General features: G+C 74.2%; 16 protein-coding genes. 13 read left to right on the top strand and 3 right to left on the bottom strand.

The window, feature by feature from the left end:
• Window positions 1-68 precede the first annotated feature (68 nt).
• The 3 genes from AC067U_RS24340 to AC067U_RS24330 all read left to right on the top strand — a co-directional run bounded on the left by AC067U_RS24340 (window position 69) and on the right by AC067U_RS24330 (window position 3881).
• Window positions 69-1046, top strand: a complete 978-nt coding sequence (locus AC067U_RS24340; RefSeq protein ID WP_478831864.1) for a LysR family transcriptional regulator — start codon at window positions 69-71, stop codon at window positions 1044-1046.
• Window positions 1047-1142: 96 nt separating this feature from the next.
• Window positions 1143-2522 carry a nitrate/nitrite transporter gene (locus AC067U_RS24335; RefSeq protein WP_478831863.1) on the top strand — a complete coding sequence of 460 codons (1380 nt, stop codon included), beginning with the start codon at window positions 1143-1145 and terminating at the stop codon, window positions 2520-2522.
• A 114-nt stretch (window positions 2523-2636) separates the two neighbouring features.
• Window positions 2637-3881, top strand: a complete 1245-nt coding sequence (locus AC067U_RS24330) for a uroporphyrinogen-III synthase (RefSeq protein WP_478831862.1) — start codon at window positions 2637-2639, stop codon at window positions 3879-3881.
• 52 nt (window positions 3882-3933) lie between these two features.
• On the opposite strand, the gene AC067U_RS24325 is transcribed toward AC067U_RS24330, so the two are convergent.
• Together AC067U_RS24325 and AC067U_RS24320 are read right to left on the bottom strand one after the other, a co-directional pair.
• Window positions 3934-4350, bottom strand: coding sequence for a PIN domain-containing protein (locus AC067U_RS24325; RefSeq protein ID WP_478831861.1), 417 nt, complete (start codon window positions 4348-4350; stop codon window positions 3934-3936).
• A complete protein-coding gene (locus AC067U_RS24320; RefSeq protein WP_478831860.1) occupies window positions 4351-4569 on the bottom strand; it encodes a type II toxin-antitoxin system VapB family antitoxin in 219 nt (72 codons plus the stop codon).
• A gap of 122 nt (window positions 4570-4691) precedes the next feature.
• Here AC067U_RS24320 and AC067U_RS24315 point away from each other — a divergent pair, with 122 nt between their 5' ends.
• From AC067U_RS24315 to AC067U_RS24300, 4 genes are all read left to right on the top strand, one after another.
• Entirely contained in the window at window positions 4692-5252 is a 561-nt protein-coding gene (locus tag AC067U_RS24315; protein WP_478831859.1) for a CGNR zinc finger domain-containing protein, read from the top strand.
• Window positions 5253-5477: 225 nt separating this feature from the next.
• Entirely contained in the window at window positions 5478-7790 is a 2313-nt protein-coding gene (locus AC067U_RS24310; protein WP_478831858.1) for a HelD family protein, read from the top strand.
• A 482-nt stretch (window positions 7791-8272) separates the two neighbouring features.
• Window positions 8273-9697: an NAD-dependent malic enzyme gene (locus AC067U_RS24305; protein ID WP_478831857.1), complete on the top strand. Its 1425-nt coding sequence runs from the start codon at window positions 8273-8275 to the stop codon at window positions 9695-9697.
• A 336-nt stretch (window positions 9698-10033) separates the two neighbouring features.
• Window positions 10034-10315: an HU family DNA-binding protein gene (locus AC067U_RS24300; protein ID WP_030875040.1), complete on the top strand. Its 282-nt coding sequence runs from the start codon at window positions 10034-10036 to the stop codon at window positions 10313-10315.
• Between the two features lie 193 nt (window positions 10316-10508).
• On the opposite strand, the gene murA is transcribed toward AC067U_RS24300, so the two are convergent.
• Window positions 10509-11855, bottom strand: a complete 1347-nt coding sequence (gene murA / locus AC067U_RS24295; protein WP_478831856.1) for a UDP-N-acetylglucosamine 1-carboxyvinyltransferase — start codon at window positions 11853-11855, stop codon at window positions 10509-10511.
• A 308-nt stretch (window positions 11856-12163) separates the two neighbouring features.
• Between murA and AC067U_RS24290 the strand changes: the two genes are divergently transcribed.
• The 6 genes from AC067U_RS24290 to AC067U_RS24265 all read left to right on the top strand — a co-directional run bounded on the left by AC067U_RS24290 (window position 12164) and on the right by AC067U_RS24265 (window position 20980).
• On the top strand, window positions 12164-12724 hold the full coding sequence (locus AC067U_RS24290) for a YqgE/AlgH family protein (RefSeq protein ID WP_478831855.1): 561 nt from the start codon (window positions 12164-12166) through the stop codon (window positions 12722-12724).
• 29 nt (window positions 12725-12753) lie between these two features.
• On the top strand, window positions 12754-13038 hold the full coding sequence (locus tag AC067U_RS24285) for a DUF3039 domain-containing protein (protein ID WP_478831854.1): 285 nt from the start codon (window positions 12754-12756) through the stop codon (window positions 13036-13038).
• Between the two features lie 262 nt (window positions 13039-13300).
• Window positions 13301-14974, top strand: coding sequence for a beta-N-acetylhexosaminidase (locus AC067U_RS24280; protein WP_478831853.1), 1674 nt, complete (start codon window positions 13301-13303; stop codon window positions 14972-14974).
• Between the two features lie 251 nt (window positions 14975-15225).
• The gene (locus AC067U_RS24275) at window positions 15226-16113 is read left to right on the top strand and encodes an FAD binding domain-containing protein (RefSeq protein WP_478831852.1); all 888 of its coding nucleotides are present in this window, start codon (window positions 15226-15228) and stop codon (window positions 16111-16113) included.
• Window positions 16114-16151: 38 nt separating this feature from the next.
• Window positions 16152-18635, top strand: coding sequence for a (2Fe-2S)-binding protein (locus tag AC067U_RS24270; protein WP_478831851.1), 2484 nt, complete (start codon window positions 16152-16154; stop codon window positions 18633-18635).
• On the top strand, window positions 18632-20980 hold the full coding sequence (locus AC067U_RS24265) for a xanthine dehydrogenase family protein molybdopterin-binding subunit (RefSeq protein ID WP_478831850.1): 2349 nt from the start codon (window positions 18632-18634) through the stop codon (window positions 20978-20980). Before AC067U_RS24270 ends, AC067U_RS24265 begins: the two co-directional genes overlap by 4 nt.
• Window positions 20981-21069 lie beyond the last annotated feature (89 nt).

Here is a 21069-nt window from a genome sequence, read left to right as displayed (position 1 = left end):
GCGCGGGCAGTCGGCGTCCAACACCTGTCCGGCGTCCATTCACTCAGGGCGGTTGTTAATCTCCTGCGGTGACCGACCGCGATCTCGACCCCCGGCTGCTGCGCGGCTTCCTCGCCGTGGCCGAGGAACTCCACTTCACCAAGGCCGCGGCCCGGCTCTACGTGGCCCAGCAGGCGCTGAGCCGGGACGTGCGCCGACTGGAGCGGGAACTCGGCGCGGAACTGTTCCTGCGCACCACCCGGCAGGTGGAACTGACCACGGACGGGGAACGCCTCGTTCCGCTCGCCCGGCGGGTGCTGGGCGCCCACGACGAGCTCGCCGCAGCCTTCGCGGGGACGGCCGGCCCGGACCGCCCGCTGCTGGTGGACCTCAACACCGACGGGCCCAGCACCGCCCGCTCCGTCCTGGAGCGGGCCCGCGAACTCGCCCCCGGCTGCGAGCTGATGGCCCGCTTCGAGAGCGGGCTCACCCACGCGGCCGCCGAGATCCTCGCGGGCCGCCTCGACGTCTCCTTCGGCCGGTACGGCGGGCTCGACGCACGGCTGCGCACCCGGCTCGGCCGGCAGCCCGTACGGTACGAGCCGCTGGCCGTGCTGCTGCCCGAGGACCACCCGCTGGCCGCCGCGCCGCGGGTGCCGCTCGCCGCGCTGGCCGGGGAGACCGTGTACGCCGGCGCCGGGAACCCGCGGACCCTCGAATGGACCTCGCTGGCCGAGGACCTGTTCGCGGGGCGCGGCATCCGCATCGCACCGCCCGCGCCGGTGGCCGTCGGCAAGGAGGAGTTCCGCCGGGTGATGGCCAAGACCCGCAATCCCGTCCTGGTGACGGTGGACTTCACGGACCTGCCCGGCAGCGTGAAACGCCCCCTGGTGGACCCGGTGCCGCTGTCCCCGCTGTCCCTGGTCTGGCGGAAGGGTTTCCGCCACCCCGGCCTCGACGCGCTGCGCACCGCCGCCGCCGAACTGGCGGGCGTCCGCGGCTGGCTCGAGGTACCGGAGGACGGCTGGCGGCCGGAACCGCTCACATCCGGCCCGGGCGGCGGGTGAGAGCAAGGTTGCGCGGCGGTCACCGGCGGGGGACCCGACCCGAAACGCGCCGTCCCTACGGTCGGTTTCCACGGACGCGACAGCTGTGGAGGCGTGATGACCGCAACTCAGCCGGGACCCCGCACCGGGGGCCGCTGGATCGAGCGCTGGGACCCGGAGGACGAGACCTTCTGGCGGGAGGGCGGAGAACGGACGGCCCGGCGCAACCTCGTCTACTCGGTGTTCTCCGAGCACATCGGCTTCTCCGTCTGGTCCATGTGGTCGGTGCTGGTGCTGTTCATGGGCCCGGAGTACGGGGTCGACCCGGCCGGGAAGTTCTTCCTGATCGCCACGGCCACCCTCGTCGGAGCCCTCGTCCGGGTGCCGTACACGTTCGCGGTGGCCCGGTTCGGCGGCCGTAACTGGACCGTGTTCAGCGCCTTGATGCTGCTCGCGCCGACCACCGCCGCACTGGTGGTGCTGGAGCCTGGGACCTCCTACGGGACCTTCCTCCTGGTCGCCGCGCTGACCGGGGTCGGCGGCGGCAACTTCGCCTCCTCCATGACGAACATCAACGCCTTCTTCCCGCTGCGGCTCAAGGGGTGGGCGCTCGGCCTGAACGCGGGCGGCGGGAACATCGGCGTCCCGGTGGTCCAGCTGGCCGGCCTGCTGGTCATCGGCACCGCCGGGGCCGGGCACCCGCGCGTGCTGCTCGCCGCCTACCTGCCGCTGATCGTGGTCGCGGCCGGGCTGGCCTGGCTGCGGATGGACAACCTGGGGCCGGTCCGGAACGACTCCGGCGCGGTCCGCGAGAGCCTCCGCGACGGCCACACCTGGATCATGGCCTTCCTCTACATCGGCACCTTCGGCTCCTTCATCGGCTACAGCTTCGCCTTCGGGCTGGTGTTGCAGACCCAGTTCGGGCGGACCCCGCTGCAGGCCGCCTCGCTGACCTTCCTCGGGCCGCTGCTCGGTTCGCTCATCCGGCCCGTGGGCGGCAGGCTCGCGGACCGGTTCGGCGGGGCCCGGATCACCCTGGGCACCTTCGTGGGGATGGCCGCGGCCACCGGCGTGGTGCTGCTGGCCTCGGTACGGGAGTCGCTGCCGGTGTTCCTGACCGGGTTCGTGGCCCTGTTCGTGCTCAGCGGGCTGGGCAACGGCTCCACGTACAAGATGATCCCGGGCATCTTCCAGGCGAAGGCGGAGGCCCGCGGTATGACCGGGGAGGCGGCCGCGGCGTACGGGCGGCGGCTCAGCGGGGCCTCGATGGGGATCATCGGGGCGGTCGGGGCGCTCGGCGGCCTCGGCATCAACCTGGTGTTCCGGGAGGCGTTCCTGAGCTCGGGCTCCGGGACGGCCGCGTTCGTCACCTTCCTCGGCTTCTACGCGGCGTGCTGCCTGGTCACCTGGGCGGTATACCTTCGGCGGCCGGCCTCTGCCGGGCCGGTGCCGGAGGCCGCGGAGAGCGGGGCGAAGCCGCAGCTCACGTCCGTGTAGCGGACCGGCGGCGTAACCGGCGCGAAACGATCGTGAACCGAGCCCGACATGCCCGCAGGGCAGGCTCGGTTCACGCCGTACCGCCCCCCGACATGCACCACGAGGCAGGTCACGATGATCGACGCCCAGACCGAACGGACCCATTGGACCGCGCGTACCGCCCGCACCGGCTCCGGCGCCGACCGGCCCGCCGACCGGCCCGCCGACCGGACGTCCGCCGCGGCGGCCGACGGACCCGGTCCGCTCTCCGGCTTCACCGTCGGGGTCACCGCCGCGCGGCGGGCCGACGACCTGATCGCCCTGCTGCGGCGGCGCGGCGCGGCCGTACTGCACGCGCCGGCCCTGCGGATCGTGCCGCTGGCCGACGACGGCGAACTCCTCGCCGCCACCAAGGAACTCATCGAGCGCGCCCCCGACGTGGTCGTCGCCACCACCGCCATCGGCTTCCGCGGTTGGATCGAGGCGGCCGAGGGCTGGGGGATCGGCGAGGACCTGCTGGCCCGGCTCCGCGGGTCCGAACTCCTGGCGCGCGGCCCCAAGGTGCGGGGCGCGATCCGGGCGGCCGGGCTCGCCGAGGCGTGGTCGCCGGAGTCGGAGTCCCTCGCCGAGGTGCTCGACCGGATGCTGACGGCGGGCGTGGCCGGGCGGCGGGTGGCGCTCCAGCTGCACGGGGAACCGCTCCCGGGCTTCGTCGAGGCGCTGCGCGAGGGCGGGGCCGACGTGGTCGTCGTCCCGGTGTACCGGTGGATGGAGCCCGAGGACCTCGGCCCGCTGGACCGGCTGCTCGACGCGGTGGCCGCCGGCGCGGTGGACGCGGTCAGCTTCACCTCGGCACCCGCCGCGGCCTCGCTGATGTCCCGGGCGGAGCAGCGGGGGATGGGCGAGGAGGTGCTGGCCGCGCTGCGCGGCGGGGTGCTGGCCGCCTGCGTCGGGCCGGTCACCGCCCTGCCGCTGCAGGCGCGGGGCGTGGACACCGTCCAGCCGGAGCGCTTCCGGCTGGGCCCGCTGGTGCAGCTGCTCTGCCAGGAGCTGCCCGCACGGGCCCGCCGGCTGAGGGTGGCCGGGCACGGGCTGGAGCTCCGCGGCCACGCGGTCCTGCTGGACGGTGAACTGCGCCCGGTGCCCCCGGCCGGCATGTCCCTGCTGCGCGCCCTGGCCCGGCGCCCGGGCTGGGTGGTCTCCCGCGCGGACCTGCTGCGCGCGCTGCCCGGCGCGGGCCGCGACGAGCACGCGGTGGAGACGGCGATGGCCCGCCTGCGCACGGCCCTGGGCGCCCCGAAACTCATCCAGACGGTGGTCAAGCGGGGCTACCGGCTCTCGCTGGACCCGGCCTCGGAGGGGAAGTACGGCGAGGTCTGAGCGGTCCGCGACGACCCGCCGTACTTCCCCTGGCGGGTGCCTGTGCCCGGGGTCAGCGCGGTACCTGGTGCACGTTTCGTTCCTGCAGGTCCGAGAGCATCCCGGCGGCCGCCGGGAAATCCTTGTCGTCGTGCAGCACGATCAGGCCGTGGTGCGCGGCCGTGGCGCAGATCAGCCAGTCCACGACCGAGAGGCTCTGGTGCCGGCCACGGCGGGCCAGCCGGTACTGAGCCGTCTCGATCCATTGCCAGGCGTGCTTGGGGACTGCTGCCTCGGGGAACAGGTCGTCGAACATGTCCGTCATGGCCTCGAACTCGTCGAGGTCGCGGGCAGAGGCACGGAACTCGGTCCGCTGCGGGCGGCAGGACCCGATGCTGCCCTCGTCGATCTCGTGCGCCCACGCCTCGTTGAGCTCACGGTTCCGCTGTAGGCGCCACAGGGCGGAAGAGTCGATCAGGTAGCGGAGCACTCAGACCTCGCCCTTCTCCGCGCGGTGACGACGCCAGTAGCTCTCCTCGTCCCAGTTCCGCGCCTCCTGGAAATGGCGGAGTCTGGCCTCTGTGCGTCGGCGGCGTTCGACGTACTCCTGCAGGGCCAGGTTCACCGTCTCCTTCTTGGTACGGGCGCCGGAGAGCGCCATGGCCTCCGCGAGCGCGTCGTCGTCGAGGTCGATCTGGGTGACGGACATCGAGTCGCTCCCTCGTCTGCTATGTATGCCATGTCCAAGGCTAGCGGACAGCATCAACATGGGCGTGGGGAAGCCCCGCACGGGGGCTTCCCCACGGGGCACGGCGGGGGCACTCTGGGGGCATGTGGTTCGACTCCGGGCGGGTCTGCCTGGACCTGGTCGGCACCCTCGGGCCTCCCGAGGTGCTCCGGGACGGCGCGGAACTGCGGACGTGGCTCACCGGTGCCGGACTGGTGCCGTACGGGACCCCCCTCGCCGGGGTCGACGAAGGATGGCTGCTGCCCTTCCGGGACCTGCGCCAGGACCTCGGCACCCTGGTGCGCGCCGAGCTCGCCGGCAGCGCACCCGACGACGCGGCCCTCGCCCGGGTCAACGCCGCGGCCGCCGGGACGCCCCCCGGTCTGTGCGCCGTACGCGACGGGGACGGGCACCTCGTGCGCGAGCTGAGGGGAGGCGTCGAGCGCGCCGCGCTGCTCGCCGCCGTCGCCCGGGACGCCGTCGAGCTGCTGACCGACCCGGGCGACCGCGCCCTGCTGCGGGCCTGCGAGGGCGACGGCTGCACCCGCGTCTACCTGGACACCTCCCGCGGGCACCGCCGCCGCTGGTGCAGCAGCGAGCTGTGCGGGAACCGCGAACGGGTCGCCCGGCACCGCCGCCGCGCCCTGACCTCCCGGCCCGCCTGAGCCGTGGCGTCCGGGCCGGATAGGCCCGGACGGGCCGCGCGGACCGGCGCGCGCGGGCGCGCGGACGGGTCAGGACGGGCCGGAACGGGCGCGGACGGGTGGTGACCGGTGCGAACGGGCGGGGACGCGTGCGGACGCGCGCGCCCGAGCGGGATCCGGAGTGCGGACACCCCGCCGGTTCGCGTACGGTTGACGGTCGCCCATGCACGTCAGAAAGGGGCCTTGGTGGCCGCGCAGGATGCCGCTGTCGACGCTGTCGACAGCACGGCGGAGTCCCTCCGCGATCGGGAGATCGCGGTCGAACAGAGTCATCTGGACCAGGTGTACCGCCGCCTTGAGGAGAAGATCCACGAGGCGGAGTTCCTGATGAACGACGCGGCCAAGCGCGGCCAGGTCGGGACCCCGGGCGCGCTCGCCGAGCGCGACGCCCAGGTCTACCGGGCCGGCATCCACCTCAACCGCCTCAACAACGAGTTCGAGGACTTCCTCTTCGGCCGGATCGACCTGGTGCTCGGCAAGGACGGGGAGCGCGGGCCCGACGGCGCGTACACCTCCGTCGCGCCGGCCGAGGACGCCATCCGCGCGGACCAGACCGCCGACATCGCCGAAACCCTCCACATCGGCCGGATCGGCGTCCTCGACGCCGACTACTCCCCGCTGGTCATCGACTGGCGCGCGCCCGCCGCCGCGCCGTTCTACCGCTCCACCCCCAAGGACCCCGGCCGCGTCGTCCGCCGCCGGGTCATCCGCTCCAAGGGCCGCAAGGTGCTCGGCGTCGAGGACGACCTGATGCGCCCCGAGGTGACCGCCTTCCTCGACGGCGAGGAGCTGCCCTCCATCGGCGACGGCGCCCTGATGGCCGCCCTCGGCCGGGCCCGCACCCACACCATGCGGGACATCGTCTCCTCCATCCAGGCGGAGCAGGACCTCGTCATCCGGGCCCCCGCCGCCTCCGTGGCCGAGGTGTCCGGCGGACCCGGCACCGGAAAGACGGCCGTGGCCCTGCACCGCGCCGCCTACCTGCTCTACCAGGACCGCCGCCGCTACGCCGGGGGCATCCTCATCGTCTCCCCGACCCCGCTGCTCGTCGCCTACACCGAGGGCGTGCTGCCCTCCCTCGGCGAGGAGGGCCAGGTCGCGATCCGCGCGCTGGGCTCGCTGGTCGACGGCGCGGAGGCGACGGCGTACGACGAACCGCCCGTGGCCCGGGTCAAGGGCTCCTCGCGCATGCTGAAGGTGCTGCGCAAGGCCGTCCGGGGCGCCCTGGAGCTCGGCGGGCCGAACGGCCCGGCCCCCGACACCCTGCGGGTGGTCGCCTTCGGCCGGCGCCAGGAGCTGGAGCCGGCCGACCTGGACCGGATCCGGCAGGCCGTGCTGGGCGGCACCGCCCCGGTCAACCTGCTCCGGCCCCGGGCCCGCCGGCTGCTGCTGGACGCGCTGTGGGCGAAGTCCGGCGGCGCGACCCGGCACAGCGACCCCGAGCTGGCCGCCGAACTGCGCGCCGCCTTCGACGAGGACATCTCGACGGAGGACGTGTTCATCGACTTCCTCAACGCCTGGTGGCCCGAGCTGACCCCGCGCGGGGTGCTCGCCGCGATGGCCGACGAGCGGCGGCTGGGCCGCTGGACGCGGCGGGTGCTGAACCCGCGCGAGACCCGGCAGCTGGCCCGTTCGCTGCGCCGCACCGAGCTGTCCGTGCACGACGTGGCCCTGCTCGACGAGCTGCAGATGCTGCTCGGCGCCCCGGCCCGGCCCAAGAAGAAGCGTGACCTCGACCCGCTGGACCAGCTCACGGGGCTGGAGGAGCTGATGCCGCAGCGCGAGGAGACCCAGCGGGAGCGGGCCGAGCGGCTGGCGGCGGAGCGGGTCGACTACGCGCACGTGATCGTCGACGAGGCCCAGGACCTGACGCCGATGCAGTGGCGGATGGTGGGCCGGCGGGGCCGGCACGGCACCTGGACGGTGGTCGGCGACGCGGCGCAGTCCTCCTGGACGGACCCGGACGAGGCGGCCGCGGCCCGCGACGAGGCGCTGGGCAGCCGCCCGCGCCGCCGCTTCACGCTGACCGTGAACTACCGGAACCCGGCGGAGATCGCCGAGCTGGCGGCCACCGTGCTGCAGCGGGCGATGCCCGGGATGGAGCCGCCGACGGCGGTCCGCTCCACCGGTCTGCGGCCCCGGTTCACCGCGGTCGGCGAGGGCGCGGACCTGGCGGAGACCGTCCGCGAGGAGACCCGCCGGCTGCTGGAACAGGTGGACGGCACGGTGGGTGTGGTCGTCGCCATGGACCGCCGGGCGGAGGCCGCCCGGTGGCTGGCCGACCTGGGCGGGCGGGCCGTCGCGCTCGGCAGCCTGGAGGCGAAGGGCCTGGAGTACGACGCCACGGTGGTGGTCTCGCCGGCGGAGATCGCCGAGGAGTCCCCGGCGGGCCTGCGGGTGCTGTACGTGGCGCTGACCCGCGCCACCCAGCAGCTGACGGTGGTGTCCACCGGGCGTGACGCCCCGGAGGACGGCGTACCGGCCCTGCTGCGCGACTGACCGCGGCGGCCCCCGGGGCCGTGTGCTGGGCCGGATGGCCCGCGGCCGGGAGCGTGGCGAGAACGGGTCAAGGCGCCCAGGGGGGATCACATCGCGCGATCCTTTGTTAGCCTGGGTACGGCACCGGCTCGATCCAAGCCCCCGGGCCCAACCTTCGTCGCTTAGAGCGACCACTTGCCGCGAGGCGAGCATGGCGGGTCGGTGCCACTGACTCATCCGGTCAGCTGCAGAGCTGCTGGTGTTTCCTACAGGTCCGCGCCCTCCGGCCACGGAGGGCGCGGACCTGTTTTGTCTGCCTGTTTTTGTATGGCCCCGGCCTTTCACGCCACCCCGCTATCTCGTATGGTGGAAGTGTCTTTCCGAAATTTGTGGCTGGTTACGTGGTACCAGCGGGTAGGTGGGACGATCGGACAACAGGTCCTGCCACCTGCCGTGGCGGGACCCGTCTACAGCGAACACAGGGAAAGCAGAGGAAACCGGTCATGGCAACGGCGCCCAGCGTCTCGTACTCGATGACGGTCCGGCTGGAGGTGCCCGCGAGCGGAACCGCGGTGTCCCAGCTCACCACCGCCGTGGAATCCTCCGGCGGTTCGGTCACCGGTCTCGACGTGACCGCTTCCGGCCACGAGAAGCTCCGTATCGACGTCACCATCGCCGCCACCTCGACCGCGCACGCCGACGAGATCGTCGAGAAGCTGCGCGGCATCGAGGGCGTCGCGCTCGGCAAGGTCTCGGACCGTACCTTCCTGATGCACCTCGGCGGCAAGATCGAGATGGCGGCCAAGCACCCCATCCGCAACCGTGACGACCTCTCGATGATCTACACCCCGGGCGTGGCCCGGGTGTGCATGGCGATCGCCGAGAACCCCGAGGACGCCCGCCGCCTCACCATCAAGCGCAACTCCGTCGCAGTCGTTACCGACGGGTCGGCCGTGCTCGGCCTCGGCAACATCGGCCCCAAGGCCGCGCTGCCGGTCATGGAGGGCAAGGCGGCCCTCTTCAAGCGGTTCGCCGGCATCGACGCCTGGCCGATCTGCCTGGACACCCAGGACTCCGACGAGATCGTCGCGATCGTCAAGGCGATCGCCCCGGGCTTCGCCGGCATCAACCTCGAGGACATCTCCGCGCCCCGCTGCTTCGAGATCGAGGCGCGGCTCCGCGAGGCCCTGGACATCCCCGTCTTCCACGACGACCAGCACGGCACCGCGATCGTGGTGCTGGCCGCCCTCACCAACGCCCTGCGCGTGGTGGGCAAGGCCATCGGCGACGTCAAGGTCGTCATGTCCGGTGCCGGCGCGGCCGGCACGGCCATCCTGAAGCTGCTGCTCTCGGCCGGTGTGAAGAACGCCGTGGTGGCCGACGTGCACGGCGTCGTGCACGCGGGTCGCACCGACCTGGTCGACGCCGCCGCCGATTCACCGCTGCGCTGGATCGCGGAGAACACCAACCCCGAGGGCTACACCGGCACGCTCAAGGAGGCCGTGGTCGGCGCCGACGTGTTCATCGGCGTCTCCGCTCCGAACGTGCTCGGCGGCGAGGACGTCGCGGCCATGGCCGAGGGCGCCATCGTGTTCGCGCTCGCGAACCCCGACCCCGAGGTGGACCCGGCCATCGCCCGCCAGACGGCGGCCGTCGTGGCCACCGGCCGCTCCGACTTCCCGAACCAGATCAACAACGTGCTGGTCTTCCCGGGCGTCTTCCGCGGCCTGCTGGACGCGCAGTCCCGGACGGTCAACACGGACATGATGCTGGCGGCGGCGAGCGCGCTGGCCGACGTGGTCGGCGAGGACGAGCTGAACGCGAACTACATCATTCCTTCGGTGTTCAACGACAAGGTGGCCGGTGCGGTCGCGGGTGCCGTCCGCAAGGCCGCCACGGCCGCTGTGACGGGCCCCACGTCCGCCTGATCCGGCGCGTCGCGGGATGCGGGGCCGACGGCCCGCCTCTAGGGTTGCGGCGATGCCCGCGAGGTCAGCGGTCCGCATCCCCGAGCCTTCCCACTGGTGCGGACGGAGCGTCACGGCGGCGTGACTGTGGCGCTTTTCGTGTGACCCTGGCGGGTGCCGGATTCGCTTTCCCGCCGCTGGTGGGGGCAGGATGCGTGACTGTGGCGCGAGGGTCTGACGGCAGACCCGGGTCCGGGGACTGTCCGAGGGCCCTGGCAGCATCGGCTTCGCTGGTGCCAAACATGCGGCTCTGCCGCGTGGCACGCCTCATAGGCAAGTTGAACACGGGAGTACAACATGAACCGCAGTGAGCTGGTGGCCGCTCTGTCCGAGCGCGCCGAGGTGACCCGCAAGGACGCCGACGCCGTTCTGGCCGCTCTCGCCGAGACCATCGGTGAGGTCGTCGCCAAGGGCGACGAGAAGGTCACCATCCCCGGCTTCCTGACCTTCGAGCGCACCCACCGTGCCGCTCGCACCGCTCGCAACCCGCAGACCGGCGACCCCATCCAGATCCCGGCCGGCTACAGCGTGAAGGTCTCCGCGGGCTCCAAGCTCAAGGAAGCCGCCAAGGGCAAGTAAGTCTCGTCCTTGTTGGCCTCTGGCCAGTAGTACGTAGTACCGCAAAGGGCGGCCACCCCGACGGGGCGGCCGCCCTTCGGCGTGCCGGTGTCGCCGGTCCGGGCCGCGGGCCGGCGGGTGGCTCCGGAGACAACGATGGCCCCGGGGTTCGGGGCCATCGTGGGGTGTTGTGGGGGTGGCTGCGGGTAGGTCGTCAGACCAGGTCGCCGCCGGGGAGCTCGACCTTCGCGCCGAGTTCCACCAGCTTTTCCATGAAGTTCTCGTAGCCGCGGTTGATCAGGTCGATGCCGTGGACCCGAGAGGTGCCCTCGGCGGCCAGGGCCGCGATCAGGTACGAGAAGCCGCCGCGCAGGTCGGGGATGACCAGGTCGGCGCCCTGCAGCTTGGTGGGGCCGGACACGACCGCGGAGTGCAGGAAGTTGCGCTGGCCGAAGCGGCAGGCCGAGCCGCCCAGGCACTCGCGGTACAGCTGGATGTGAGCACCCATCTGGTTGAGGGCCTCGGTGAAGCCCAGCCGGGACTCGTAGACCGTCTCGTGGACGATGGAGAGGCCGGTGGCCTGCGTCAGGGCGACGACCAGCGGCTGCTGCCAGTCGGTCTGGAAGCCGGGGGCGACGTCCGTCTCCAGCGCGATCGCCTTCAGCGGGCCGCCCGGGTGCCAGAAGCGGATGCCGTCGTCGTCGATCTCGAAGGCGCCGCCGACCTTGCGGTAGGTGTTCAGGAAGGTCATCATCGAGCGCTGCTGGGCGCCGCGCACGTAGATGTTGCCGCCGGTCGCCAGGGCCGCGGAAGCCCACGATGCGGCCTCCAGGCGGTCCGGGAGCGCCGCGTGGTTGTAGCCGCCGAGCTTGTCGACACCGGTGATCCGGATGGTCCGGTCGGTGTCCACGCCGATGATCGCGCCCATCTTCTGCAGGACGCAGATGAGGTCCTCGATCTCCGGCTCGACCGCCGCGTTGGACAGCTCGGTGACGCCCTCGGCGAGCACCGCCGTCAGCAGCACCTGCTCGGTCGCGCCCACCGACGGGTACGGCAGGCGGATCTTGGTTCCGCGCAGCCGCTGCGGGGCCTCCAGGTACTGGCCGCCCTCGCGCTTCTCGATGGTCGCGCCGAACTGCCGCAGCACGTCGAAGTGGAAGTCGATCGGCCGGCCGCCGATGTCGCAGCCGCCGAGGCCCGGGATGAAGGCGTGGCCGAGGCGGTGCAGCAGGGGGCCGCAGAACAGGATCGGGATGCGGGAGGAGCCCGCGTGCGCGTCGATGTCGGCGACGTTCGCGCTCTCCACGTGGGTGGGGTCGAGCACCAGCTCGCCCGGCTCCTCGCCGGGGCGGACCGTCACACCGTGCAGCTGCAGCAGACCGCGGACGACCCGCACGTCACGGATGTCCGGAACGTTGCGCAGCCGACTGGGTTCGCTGCCGAGCAGGGCGGCGACCATGGCCTTCGGCACGAGGTTCTTCGCGCCGCGGACACGGATCTCGCCCTCGAGCGGGGTACCGCCGTGGACGAGCAGTACGTCGTGACTGTCAGTGCCGGTCATGAATCTCGCGTTCCGATGGGCCCCCCGGACGAGCCAGGGAGACGAGGGGCAGGGGATCAGAGGTAAGGGTAAGGGGCGAAACCCCCCTGTTCGTAAGGGTGACGCGGCCATAGGACTGTCATGGATTCGCCACACCACCCTCCGTGCCGGTGAAATGGCGGAGGGTTGCGTTCCGCCACCTTTGTCACGCGTCACCCGTTCGCACGCCCGGCGCGCGCCTCCCGCTGCTGCCGTGCGCCCGCGTCCGCCCGCGAGGGCCATCGCGCTCCGACTCCCCCAGAACGGCGAACATGGGGGATCATGGCCGCATGACCGAGGTGTCCTCCCTGACCGGGCGGCTGCTCGTCGCCACACCCGCGCTCGCGGACCCGAACTTCGACCGCGCGGTGGTGCTGCTGCTCGACCACGACGAGCAGGGTTCGCTCGGTGTGGTCCTCAACCGCCCGACCCCGGTGGGCGTCGGCGACATCCTGCTGCCGTGGGCGGCGCTGGCCGGCGACCCGGGCGTGGTCTTCCAGGGCGGCCCGGTCGCCCTCGACTCCGCCCTCGGCGTCGCGGTCATCCCGGGCGAGGAGGGCCCGATCGGCTGGAGACGCGTGCACGGCGCGATCGGCCTGGTCGACCTGGAGGCCCCGCCGGAACTGCTCTCCGGAGCCCTGGGCTGCCTGCGGATCTTCGCCGGGTACTCCGGCTGGGGCCCCGGCCAGCTGGAGGACGAGCTGAGCGACGGCGCCTGGTACGTGGTGGAGTCCGAGCCGGGCGACATCTCCTTTCCCGACCCCGAACGGTTGTGGCGGGCGGTGCTGCGCCGCCAGCGCAGCGAACTCGCGATGGTCGCCACCTACCCGGACGACCCGTCGCTGAACTGAGTCCGGCGCGGGTCGGTACCCTGGGATTCATGAGCACTCTTGAGCCCGACCGCGGGACCGGCACCGGGACCCTCGTAGAGCCGACGCCGCAGGTCTCCCACGGCGACGGCGACCACGAGCGCTACGCCCACTACGTCCAGAAGGACAAGATCATGGCGAGCGCCCTCGACGGGACCCCCGTCGTGGCGCTGTGCGGCAAGGTCTGGGTGCCGGGTCGCGACCCGAAGAAGTACCCGGTCTGCCCGCTCTGCAAGGAGATCTACGAGTCCATGGGCCCGGGCGGGGACAAGGACAAGGGCGGCAAGGACAAGTAGTCCGGCCGGCCCTCCACGGACCTGCGCCCGCGTCAGGCGGGACCGAGGCCCCCGGTGTGCGCGATCGCGTCAGCCGGGGGCCTTCGCAGCTCCGGGGCCGCGCACCGGGCGGGTCCGGCGGATCATGGCCGGGGCCGTGCCGCCCGGCCCGGCGGATCCGAGCCGGATCCGCCGGACTGGCCCTAGGGTCGGGACCGCGTCCGCGCGCCGCCGGTCACCTCGCGCGGCGTGCCTCGACCCCGTCGCGAAGGGCTGCCCGCTCATGGACCTGATTCCCGCACCCCGGTACGCGCGGTTCGCGGACGGCGGCACGCGGCTGGTCGGACTCGCCGATCCGCTGCTCGTCGCCGGCCCCGGCACCGTGTCCACGGCCGCCTGGCTCCGCCGCGAGATCGGCGCGGCCACGGGCTGGGCCCTGCCGTCCCCGGCCGAGGCGGAGCCACGGCCCGGCGGGGCGGGGGAGGGCGCACGGCAGGAGGTCAGGCTGGCGCTGCGCGCCGACCTCGCGGAGAAGCTCGGCCCGGAGTGGCACGAGGTCCACGTGGGAGACCGCGGGGTGCTGCTGGAAGGCGCCGATCCGGCCGGGCTGTTCTGGGCCGCCCAGACCTTCCGTCAGCTGCTGGGGCCCGACGCGTACCGGAAGGCGCCGCTGCGCCGGGACCGCCGGACCTGGACCCTCCCGGCCGGTGACGTCCTGGACGGCCCGCGCTTCGGCTGGCGCGGGATGATGCTCGACGTGGCCCGGCACTTCACGCCCAAGGACGGGGTGCTGCGCTATCTGGACCTGCTCGCCGCGCACAAGCTGAACGTGCTGCACCTGCACCTGACGGACGACCAGGGCTGGCGGGTCGAGATCCGGCGCCACCCCCGGCTGACCGCCGTCGGCGCGTGGCGGCCGCGCAGCCGCCTGGGCCACCGGGCCTCACCGCTGTGGAACGAGACCCCGCACGGTGGCTTCTACACCCAGGACGACATCCGCGAGATCGTCGCCTACGCCGCCGCCCGGCACATCCGGGTGGTGCCCGAGATCGACATCCCCGGGCATTCGCAGGCCGCGATCGCCGCCTACCCGGAACTGGGCAACACCGACGTGACCGGCACCGCCGCGCCGGCGGTGTGGGACGACTGGGGCATCAGCGAGCACGTGCTCGCTCCGACCGAGGCCGTACTGCGCTTCTACGAGGGCGTCTTCGAGGAGCTGCTGGAGCTGTTCCCGGCGGAGGTCTCGCCGTTCGTGCACGTGGGCGGCGACGAATGCCCCAAGACGCAGTGGCGGCGGTCCCCGGCCGCGCAGGAGCGGATCCGCGAGCTGGGCGTGGACGGCGAGGACGGCCTCCAGTCCTGGTTCATCCGGCACTTCGACCGCTGGCTGGCCGACCGCGGCCGCCGCCTCATCGGCTGGGACGAGATCCTGGAGGGCGGACTCGCGGAGGGAGCCGCGGTGTCCTCCTGGCGCGGGTACGCGGGCGGCATCGCGGCGGCCGAGGCCGGCCACGACGTGGTGATGTGCCCCGAGCAGCAGGTGTACCTGGACCACCGTCAGGACGGCGGCGCGGACGAGCCGGTGCCGATCGGGTACGTGCGCACCCTGGAGGACGTGTACCGGTTCGATCCGGTTCCACCCGGCTTGTCGGAGGGGGCGGCGGTCCGGGTGCTGGGCGCGCAGGCCAACATGTGGACCGAGGTGACGGAGAACCAGAGCCGGGTGGACTACCAGGTGTTCCCGCGACTCGCCGCCTTCGCCGAGACGGTGTGGTCGGCGCTGCCGGAGCCGGCCCTCCGGGACTGGGCCGGATTCGAGCGGCGCACGGTGGCGCACCGCGCGCGGCTGGACGCGATGGGGGTGGACCACCGGCGCCCGGAGGGGCCGCTGCCGTGGCAGCGGCGGCCGGGAGTGCTCGGACGCCCGGTCGAAGGGCCGCCCCCGATCGTGTGACTCCGGCAACCAATCCCCTTCCCGCCTCCTCCCCGCCCGCCTGACCCCGATGAAGGAAAGCCGCAGAAAAGGGACCTTTCTTCCGTCGTGGTGCGGGACCGGCCGGAGCCGGGGCCTCCAGGGGGCGCCCGGGCCACCCTCGCGCCGGAGCGGTGGGGAAGATGTGCCAGAGTTGCCACGTCCCGGCAGTGAGCACGTACCGTACGGCGCAACAGCCGTGAGCGCCGGGACATCGGGAAGGGGCAGCTGGGTTGACCACTCACGCACCGCAGGCGGCGCAGCCGGTGACGCAGTCCGTCATGCTGCCCGGCTCGCTCGACGAAGCCGTGGACGCTCTCGCAGCCATGCCCGCGGCCGTGCCGGTCGCGGGCGGCACCGATCTGATGGCGGCCGTCAACGCCGGGCTGCTGCGCCCCGCCGGACTGGTCGGCCTCGGGCGGATCAACGAGATCCGCGGCTGGCAGTACCAGGACGGGCACGCGCTGCTCGGCGCCGGCCTCACGCACGCCCGCATGGGCCGCCCCGACTTCGCCGCGCTGATCCCGGCGCTGGCCGCGGCCGCGCGCGCGGCCGGCCCGCCGCAGATCCGCAACGCGGGCACGCTCGGCGGCAACATCGTGACGGCCGCGCCCACCGGGGACTCCCTGCCGGTGCTGGCCGCGCTGGAAGCCGTGCTGGTCATCGCCGGGCCGGGCGGCGCCCGCCGCGAGATCCCGGTCTCCCACCTGCTCGCGGGCCGCGAGATGCTGCGGACCGGCGAGCTCATCGGCCATGTGCGGGTACCGCTGCTGCACGCCCCGCAGGTGTTCCTCAAAGCCACCGGCCGGACCGGGCCGGGGCGCGCGATCGCGTCGGTGGGCCTGGTGCTCGACCCGGCCCGGCGCGGGGTGCGGATCGCGGTGGGCGCGGTGGCGCCGATGCCGCTGCGGCCGCTGGAGGCCGAGCAGTGGGTGGCCTCGCTGATCGACTGGGACGGGGAGCGGACGCTCGCGCCGGAGGCACTGGAGGCGTTCGGCGACTACGTCGGGGCGGCCTGCGTGCCCGACCAGGGCGACCCGGTCCCGGCAGGGGTCCTGCAACTGCGGCGGACGGTGTCGGTGCTGGCACGCAGGGCCCTGGGGAGGGCGCTGAGCTCATGAGCGGGAACGGCAACGCGGACGGGAACGGGAACGGGCACGTGAGTCAGGGGAACGGGGGACCGGGCTGGGGTTGGGAGCCCGTCCCGCAGGGCGGTGAGTACGACTCCGACGCGACGGCGTTCGTGCAGCTGCCGGAGGAGATGCTGGGCGGCTCGGGTACCGGCGAGCCGCTGGCGGCACCGGGGCACGGCTACGTGCCGCCGGTGATCGTGCCGCCGGTGATCGCGGTCCCGCCGATGCCGGTGGAGCCGACCGGGCCGGCCGTCAGCACGGACCCGGCGTCGGCCACGGGGACCTGGACGCTTCCCACGCAGTGGCCGGAGCCGGCCGCCGCCGGCCCCGCCGCTCCCGTGGTGTCCGTTCCCGTCGCCGCCCCGGTCGCCCCCGCTCCCGTTGCCGGGGCGGGCGGGGACCCGGACCCGGGGGCCACCGCCGAGTGGCGCTTCCCGGACGCGCATCCCGCCGGGGAGCCGGCCGCGGGCACCGGCGCCGAGACCGGCCAGTGGCCCTCTCCGGCGGCGGACTGGAGCCAGGCTCCGACGACCCTGCCGGGCGGAGCCGCGGCGCCCTGGGCGGCCGAGCCGCAGCCGGACTTCGACGGCGTACGGGCCTACGCACCCGCCGCGCCCGCCGGACAGGTGCGCGGGCGCCTGCTGGGCGGCCCCGGCGTCGGCACCCTCCCGGAGGGCGAGCCGGTGCACGCCGCCCCGGACGTGGAGGCGGCCCACGGCCCGGCCCCGTCCGACCGCCACGACACCGGACCGGCCGCGCGCGGCCGGGACGCGCACGCACCGGCCGGCCACCCGTACGCGGAGGAGGCCGCAGCCACGCCCGGCGCGCCCGCCGCGGACGGGCGGGACCCGTACGCCGCGTACGGGTACACCCACACGCCGGCCGAGGGCGTGCCCCTGCCCGGAGTCACCGGCGCCCACGCGTACGTGCCGACGGCCGTGGTCGCGGCCCCGGACGTGGACCCCGACGTGGATCTGGACGTGGACCCCTACGCGGCCGCCGGACACACCCCGCCCGAGGGCGTGCCCCTGCCCGGCCCCGCCGCGTCCGGCGACCGGGGACCCGCGGACGGTCCGGCCCTGCCGCCGTACGCGCAGGGCGGCACCCTGGGCCACGGCATGGTCTTCCCCGACGGCACGCCGGCGCACGGCACCGCCTTCCCGGACGGCACCCTCGGCCACGGCATGGTCTTCCCGGACGGGACCCTCGGCCACGGCATGACCCTCCCGGACGGAGCTGCGGCGGAGGGCGCGGAACTGCCGGACGGCACCCCGGCGCACGGCGTGGCCGTCCCGGGCGGCACGCTCGGGCACGGCGCCGCCTTCCACGACGGCACCGCCGCGTACGGGGACGGCCCGGCGTACGGGGACGGCCCGGCGTACGAGGACGGCCCCGCCTACGAGGACGGCCCCGCCTACGAGGACGGCCCCGCCTACGAGGACGGCCCCGCGCACGGGGGCACGCTCGGGCACGGGACGGCCCCGGCCGAGGGCATCCCGGCCGAGGCCGAGGCGGTACCGGACGGCACTCCGGCGCACGGTGTCGCCCTGCCCGACGGCGCGGAGCCGGGCTCCGGCGACGGCACCCGCGGCCACGGCCACGGCCACGACGGCGCCGGACGACCGCAGCACGCGGAAGCCGCGCCGACGCACACACCTGCCGAGGGCACGGCCGTCCAGGACGGGGCGCCCGTACCGGCGGACGGCGGCACGGACACCCCCGCGGAGGAGCCCGCGCAGTCCGCGCCCCCCGCCGCCGAACCGCACCTGCCGGGCGAGCAGTACGCCGGGGCCGCGCACGAGGCCCCGGCCACCACGCACACCGAGGAGCACCCGCTCGCCTCGTACGTGCTGCGCGTCAACGGGGCCGACCGGCCCGTCACCTCCGCCTGGATCGGCGAGTCGCTGCTCTACGTGCTGCGCGAGCGCCTCGGCCTGGCCGGCGCCAAGGACGGCTGCTCCCAGGGCGAGTGCGGGGCCTGCGCCGTGCAGGTGGACGGCCGCCTGGTCAACTCCTGCCTGGTGCCCGCCGCCACCGCCGCCGGCTCCGAGGTCCGCACGGTCGAGGGCCTGGCCAGCCACGGCGAGCTGTCCGACGTCCAGCGGGCCCTGTGCGGGTCCGGCGCCGTGCAGTGCGGCTTCTGCATCCCGGGCATGGCCATGACCATCCACGACCTGCTGGAGGGCAACCACGCCCCCAGCGAGCTGGAGACCCGCCAGGCCCTGTGCGGCAACCTCTGCCGCTGCTCCGGCTACCACGGCGTGCTGGACGCCGTCCGCGAGGTGGTCGCCGGACGGGACGCCGCGGCGGAAGCGGCGGCCGAAGCGGCCGAGGCAGCCCAGGCGGCACAGGCCGCGCACGCGGCCCAGGCGCCCCAGGCCGGCGACTACCCCGGTGCGCCGCTCATCCCGCACCAGGCCCCGCCCGGCGAGGGCGGCGTGCACATGGGCCACCACGGCCCCCACCCCGACCAGTACGGCCCGTACGACCAGCACGGAGGCACCGCATGACCGCCGGCGACGCGGCAACGGCCATCGTGACCGCCGCGGTCACCGCCCAGCCCGCGGGCGCCGGCCCCGCGGCGGACGCACCCCCGCGCGGACTCGGGGCCTCCGTCCCGCCCGCCGACGCCCGAGCGAAGACCGAGGGCACCTTCCCGTACGCCGCGGACCTGTGGGCCGAGGGGCTGCTGTGGGCGGCCGTGCTCCGCTCCCCGCACGCGCACGCCCGGATCGTCTCCATCGACACCAGCGCGGCCGCGCAGATGCCCGGCGTACGGGCCGTGGTCACCCAGGCCGACGTCCCCGGCGCCGCCACCCACGGCCGGCGGATCGCCGACCGCCCGGTCTTCGCCCACGACGTGGTCCGCCACCACGGCGAGCCGATCGCCGCGGTCGCCGCCGACCACCCGGACGCCGCCCGCCTCGCCGCCGCCGCGATCACCGTCGAGTACGAGCTGCTCGACGCGGTCACCGACCCCGAGCAGTCCTTCGGCGCGCCGCCGCTGCACCCCGACGGCAACCTGATCCGGCACATCCCGCTCCGCTACGGCGACCCCGAGGCCACCGGCGAGGTGGTCGTCGAGGGTCTGTACCGGATCGGCCGCCAGGACCCCGCCCCCATCGGCGCCGAGGCCGGCCTCGCCGTGCCCCGCCCCGACGGCGGCGTCGAGATCTACACGGCCTCCACCGACCCGCACACCGACCGCGACCTCGCCGCCGCCTGCTTCGGCCTGGAACCGGAGCGGGTCAAGGTCATCGTCACCGGCGTCCCCGGCGCCACCTCCGACCGCGAGGACTCCGGCTTCCAACTCCCGCTCGGCCTGCTCGCGTTGCGCACCGGCTGCCCGGTCAAGCTCGCCGCGACCCGCGAGGAGTCCTTCCTCGGCCACGCCCACCGGCACCCCACCCTGCTCCGCTACCGCCACCACGCGGACGCCGAGGGCCGGCTGGTCAAGGTCGAGGCGCAGATCCTGATGGACGGCGGCGCCTACGCCGACTCCTCCGCCGAATCCCTCGCCGCGGCCGTCGCGTTCGCCTGCGGCCCCTACGTGGTGCCGAACGCCTTCGTCGAGGGCTGGGCCGTCCGCACCAACAACCCGCTGTCCGGGCACGTCCGAGGCGAGGGTGCGATGCAGGTCTGCGCCGCGTACGAGGGCCAGATGGACAAGCTGGCCGACCGGCTCGGTCTGGACGGCGCCGAACTGCGCCTGCGCAACGTCCTGGCCACCGGCGACTCGCTGCCCACCGGCCAGGCCGTCACCTGCCCGGCACCCGTCGCCGAACTGCTGCGCGCGGTCCGTGACTTCGAACTGCCCTCGCTGCCGAAGGACGCCCCGGAGGAGGAGTGGCTGCTGCCGGGCGGACCGGAGGGCGCGGGCGAACCGGGCGCGGTCCGGCGCGGCGTGGGCTACGGCGTCGGCATGGTCCACATGCTCGGCGCGGAGGGCACCGACGAGGTGTCCACCGCCACCGTGAAGGTCCAGAACGGCATCGCGACGGTCATCTGCGCCGCGGTCGAGACCGGCCAGGGCTTCACCACCCTGGCCCGCCAGATCGTCCAGGAGACCCTCGGCGTCGACGAGGTGTTCGTGGTACCCGTCGACACGGACCAGCCGCCGGCCGGCGCGTCGGCGCACGGCCGCCACACCTGGGTGTCGGGCGGCGCGGTGGAACGAGCCGCGAAGATGGTCCGCACGCAGCTGCTGCAGCCGATGGCCGCCAAGTTCGGCATGTCCACGGAGCTGCTGCAGATCAAGGACGGCCGCGTCACCTCGTACGACGGCGCCTTCTCCACCTCGGTGGCGGAGGCCCTGCAGGGCAAGGAGCTCTGGGCGACCGCCCAGTGCCGACCGCACCCCACGGAGCCGCTGGACGCCGAGGGACAGGGCGACGCCTTCGTCGGCCTCGCGTTCTGCGCGATCCGCGCGGTGGTCGACGTCGACATCGAACTGGGCTCCGTGCGCGTGGTGGAGATGGCCGTGGCCCAGGACGTCGGCCGCGTGCTCAACCCCCGCCAGCTGGCCGCCCGGATCGAGGCGGGCGTCACCCAGGGCGTCGGAGCGGCCCTCACCGAGAACCTCCGCACGGCCTCCGGCCTGATCCGCCACCCCGACCTGACGGGCTATGCGCTGCCGACCGCACTCGACGCCCCGGCCGTACGGATCGTCAGACTGGTCGAAGAGCGGGACGTGGTCGCGTCGTTCGGCGCCAAGGCGGCCAGCGCGGTCCCTGTGGTGACGGCGCCCGCGGCGGTAGCCTCGGCGGTGCGCGCGGCGACCGGGCGTCCGGTGAACCGGCTCCCGATCCGCCCCTCGGCGGCGGTCGCGGCCACGGGCGGAGTGCCCAACTCCTGACCGTGTGACCCGCATTGCACGTGCAACCCCGGGGTTGGGGCTGTCGGCGCCGCTGGCTAGAGTTGTCCGTACGTATGCGAACGGGGACG

The organism is Streptomyces sp. NPDC043853, from assembly GCF_056436025.1.
The sequence above is the reverse complement of the archived record's forward strand: the minus strand, read 5'-3'. Positions and strand labels throughout refer to the sequence as shown.

Excerpts from the sequence above, each read along its gene's own strand:
- AC067U_RS24335 (WP_478831863.1), top strand. The coding sequence starts at position 1,143 with ATGACCGCAACTCAGCCGGGACCCCGCACCGGGGGCCGCTGGATCGAG.
- AC067U_RS24330 (WP_478831862.1), top strand. The coding sequence starts at position 2,637 with ATGATCGACGCCCAGACCGAACGGACCCATTGGACCGCGCGTACCGCC.
- AC067U_RS24320 (WP_478831860.1), bottom strand. The coding sequence starts at position 4,569 with ATGTCCGTCACCCAGATCGACCTCGACGACGACGCGCTCGCGGAGGCC.
- AC067U_RS24315 (WP_478831859.1), top strand. The coding sequence starts at position 4,692 with ATGTGGTTCGACTCCGGGCGGGTCTGCCTGGACCTGGTCGGCACCCTC.
- AC067U_RS24305 (WP_478831857.1), top strand. The coding sequence starts at position 8,273 with ATGGCAACGGCGCCCAGCGTCTCGTACTCGATGACGGTCCGGCTGGAG.
- AC067U_RS24300 (WP_030875040.1), top strand. The coding sequence starts at position 10,034 with ATGAACCGCAGTGAGCTGGTGGCCGCTCTGTCCGAGCGCGCCGAGGTG.
- murA (WP_478831856.1), bottom strand. The coding sequence starts at position 11,855 with ATGACCGGCACTGACAGTCACGACGTACTGCTCGTCCACGGCGGTACC.
- AC067U_RS24290 (WP_478831855.1), top strand. The coding sequence starts at position 12,164 with ATGACCGAGGTGTCCTCCCTGACCGGGCGGCTGCTCGTCGCCACACCC.
- AC067U_RS24285 (WP_478831854.1), top strand. The coding sequence starts at position 12,754 with ATGAGCACTCTTGAGCCCGACCGCGGGACCGGCACCGGGACCCTCGTA.
- AC067U_RS24280 (WP_478831853.1), top strand. The coding sequence starts at position 13,301 with ATGGACCTGATTCCCGCACCCCGGTACGCGCGGTTCGCGGACGGCGGC.
- AC067U_RS24265 (WP_478831850.1), top strand. The coding sequence starts at position 18,632 with ATGACCGCCGGCGACGCGGCAACGGCCATCGTGACCGCCGCGGTCACC.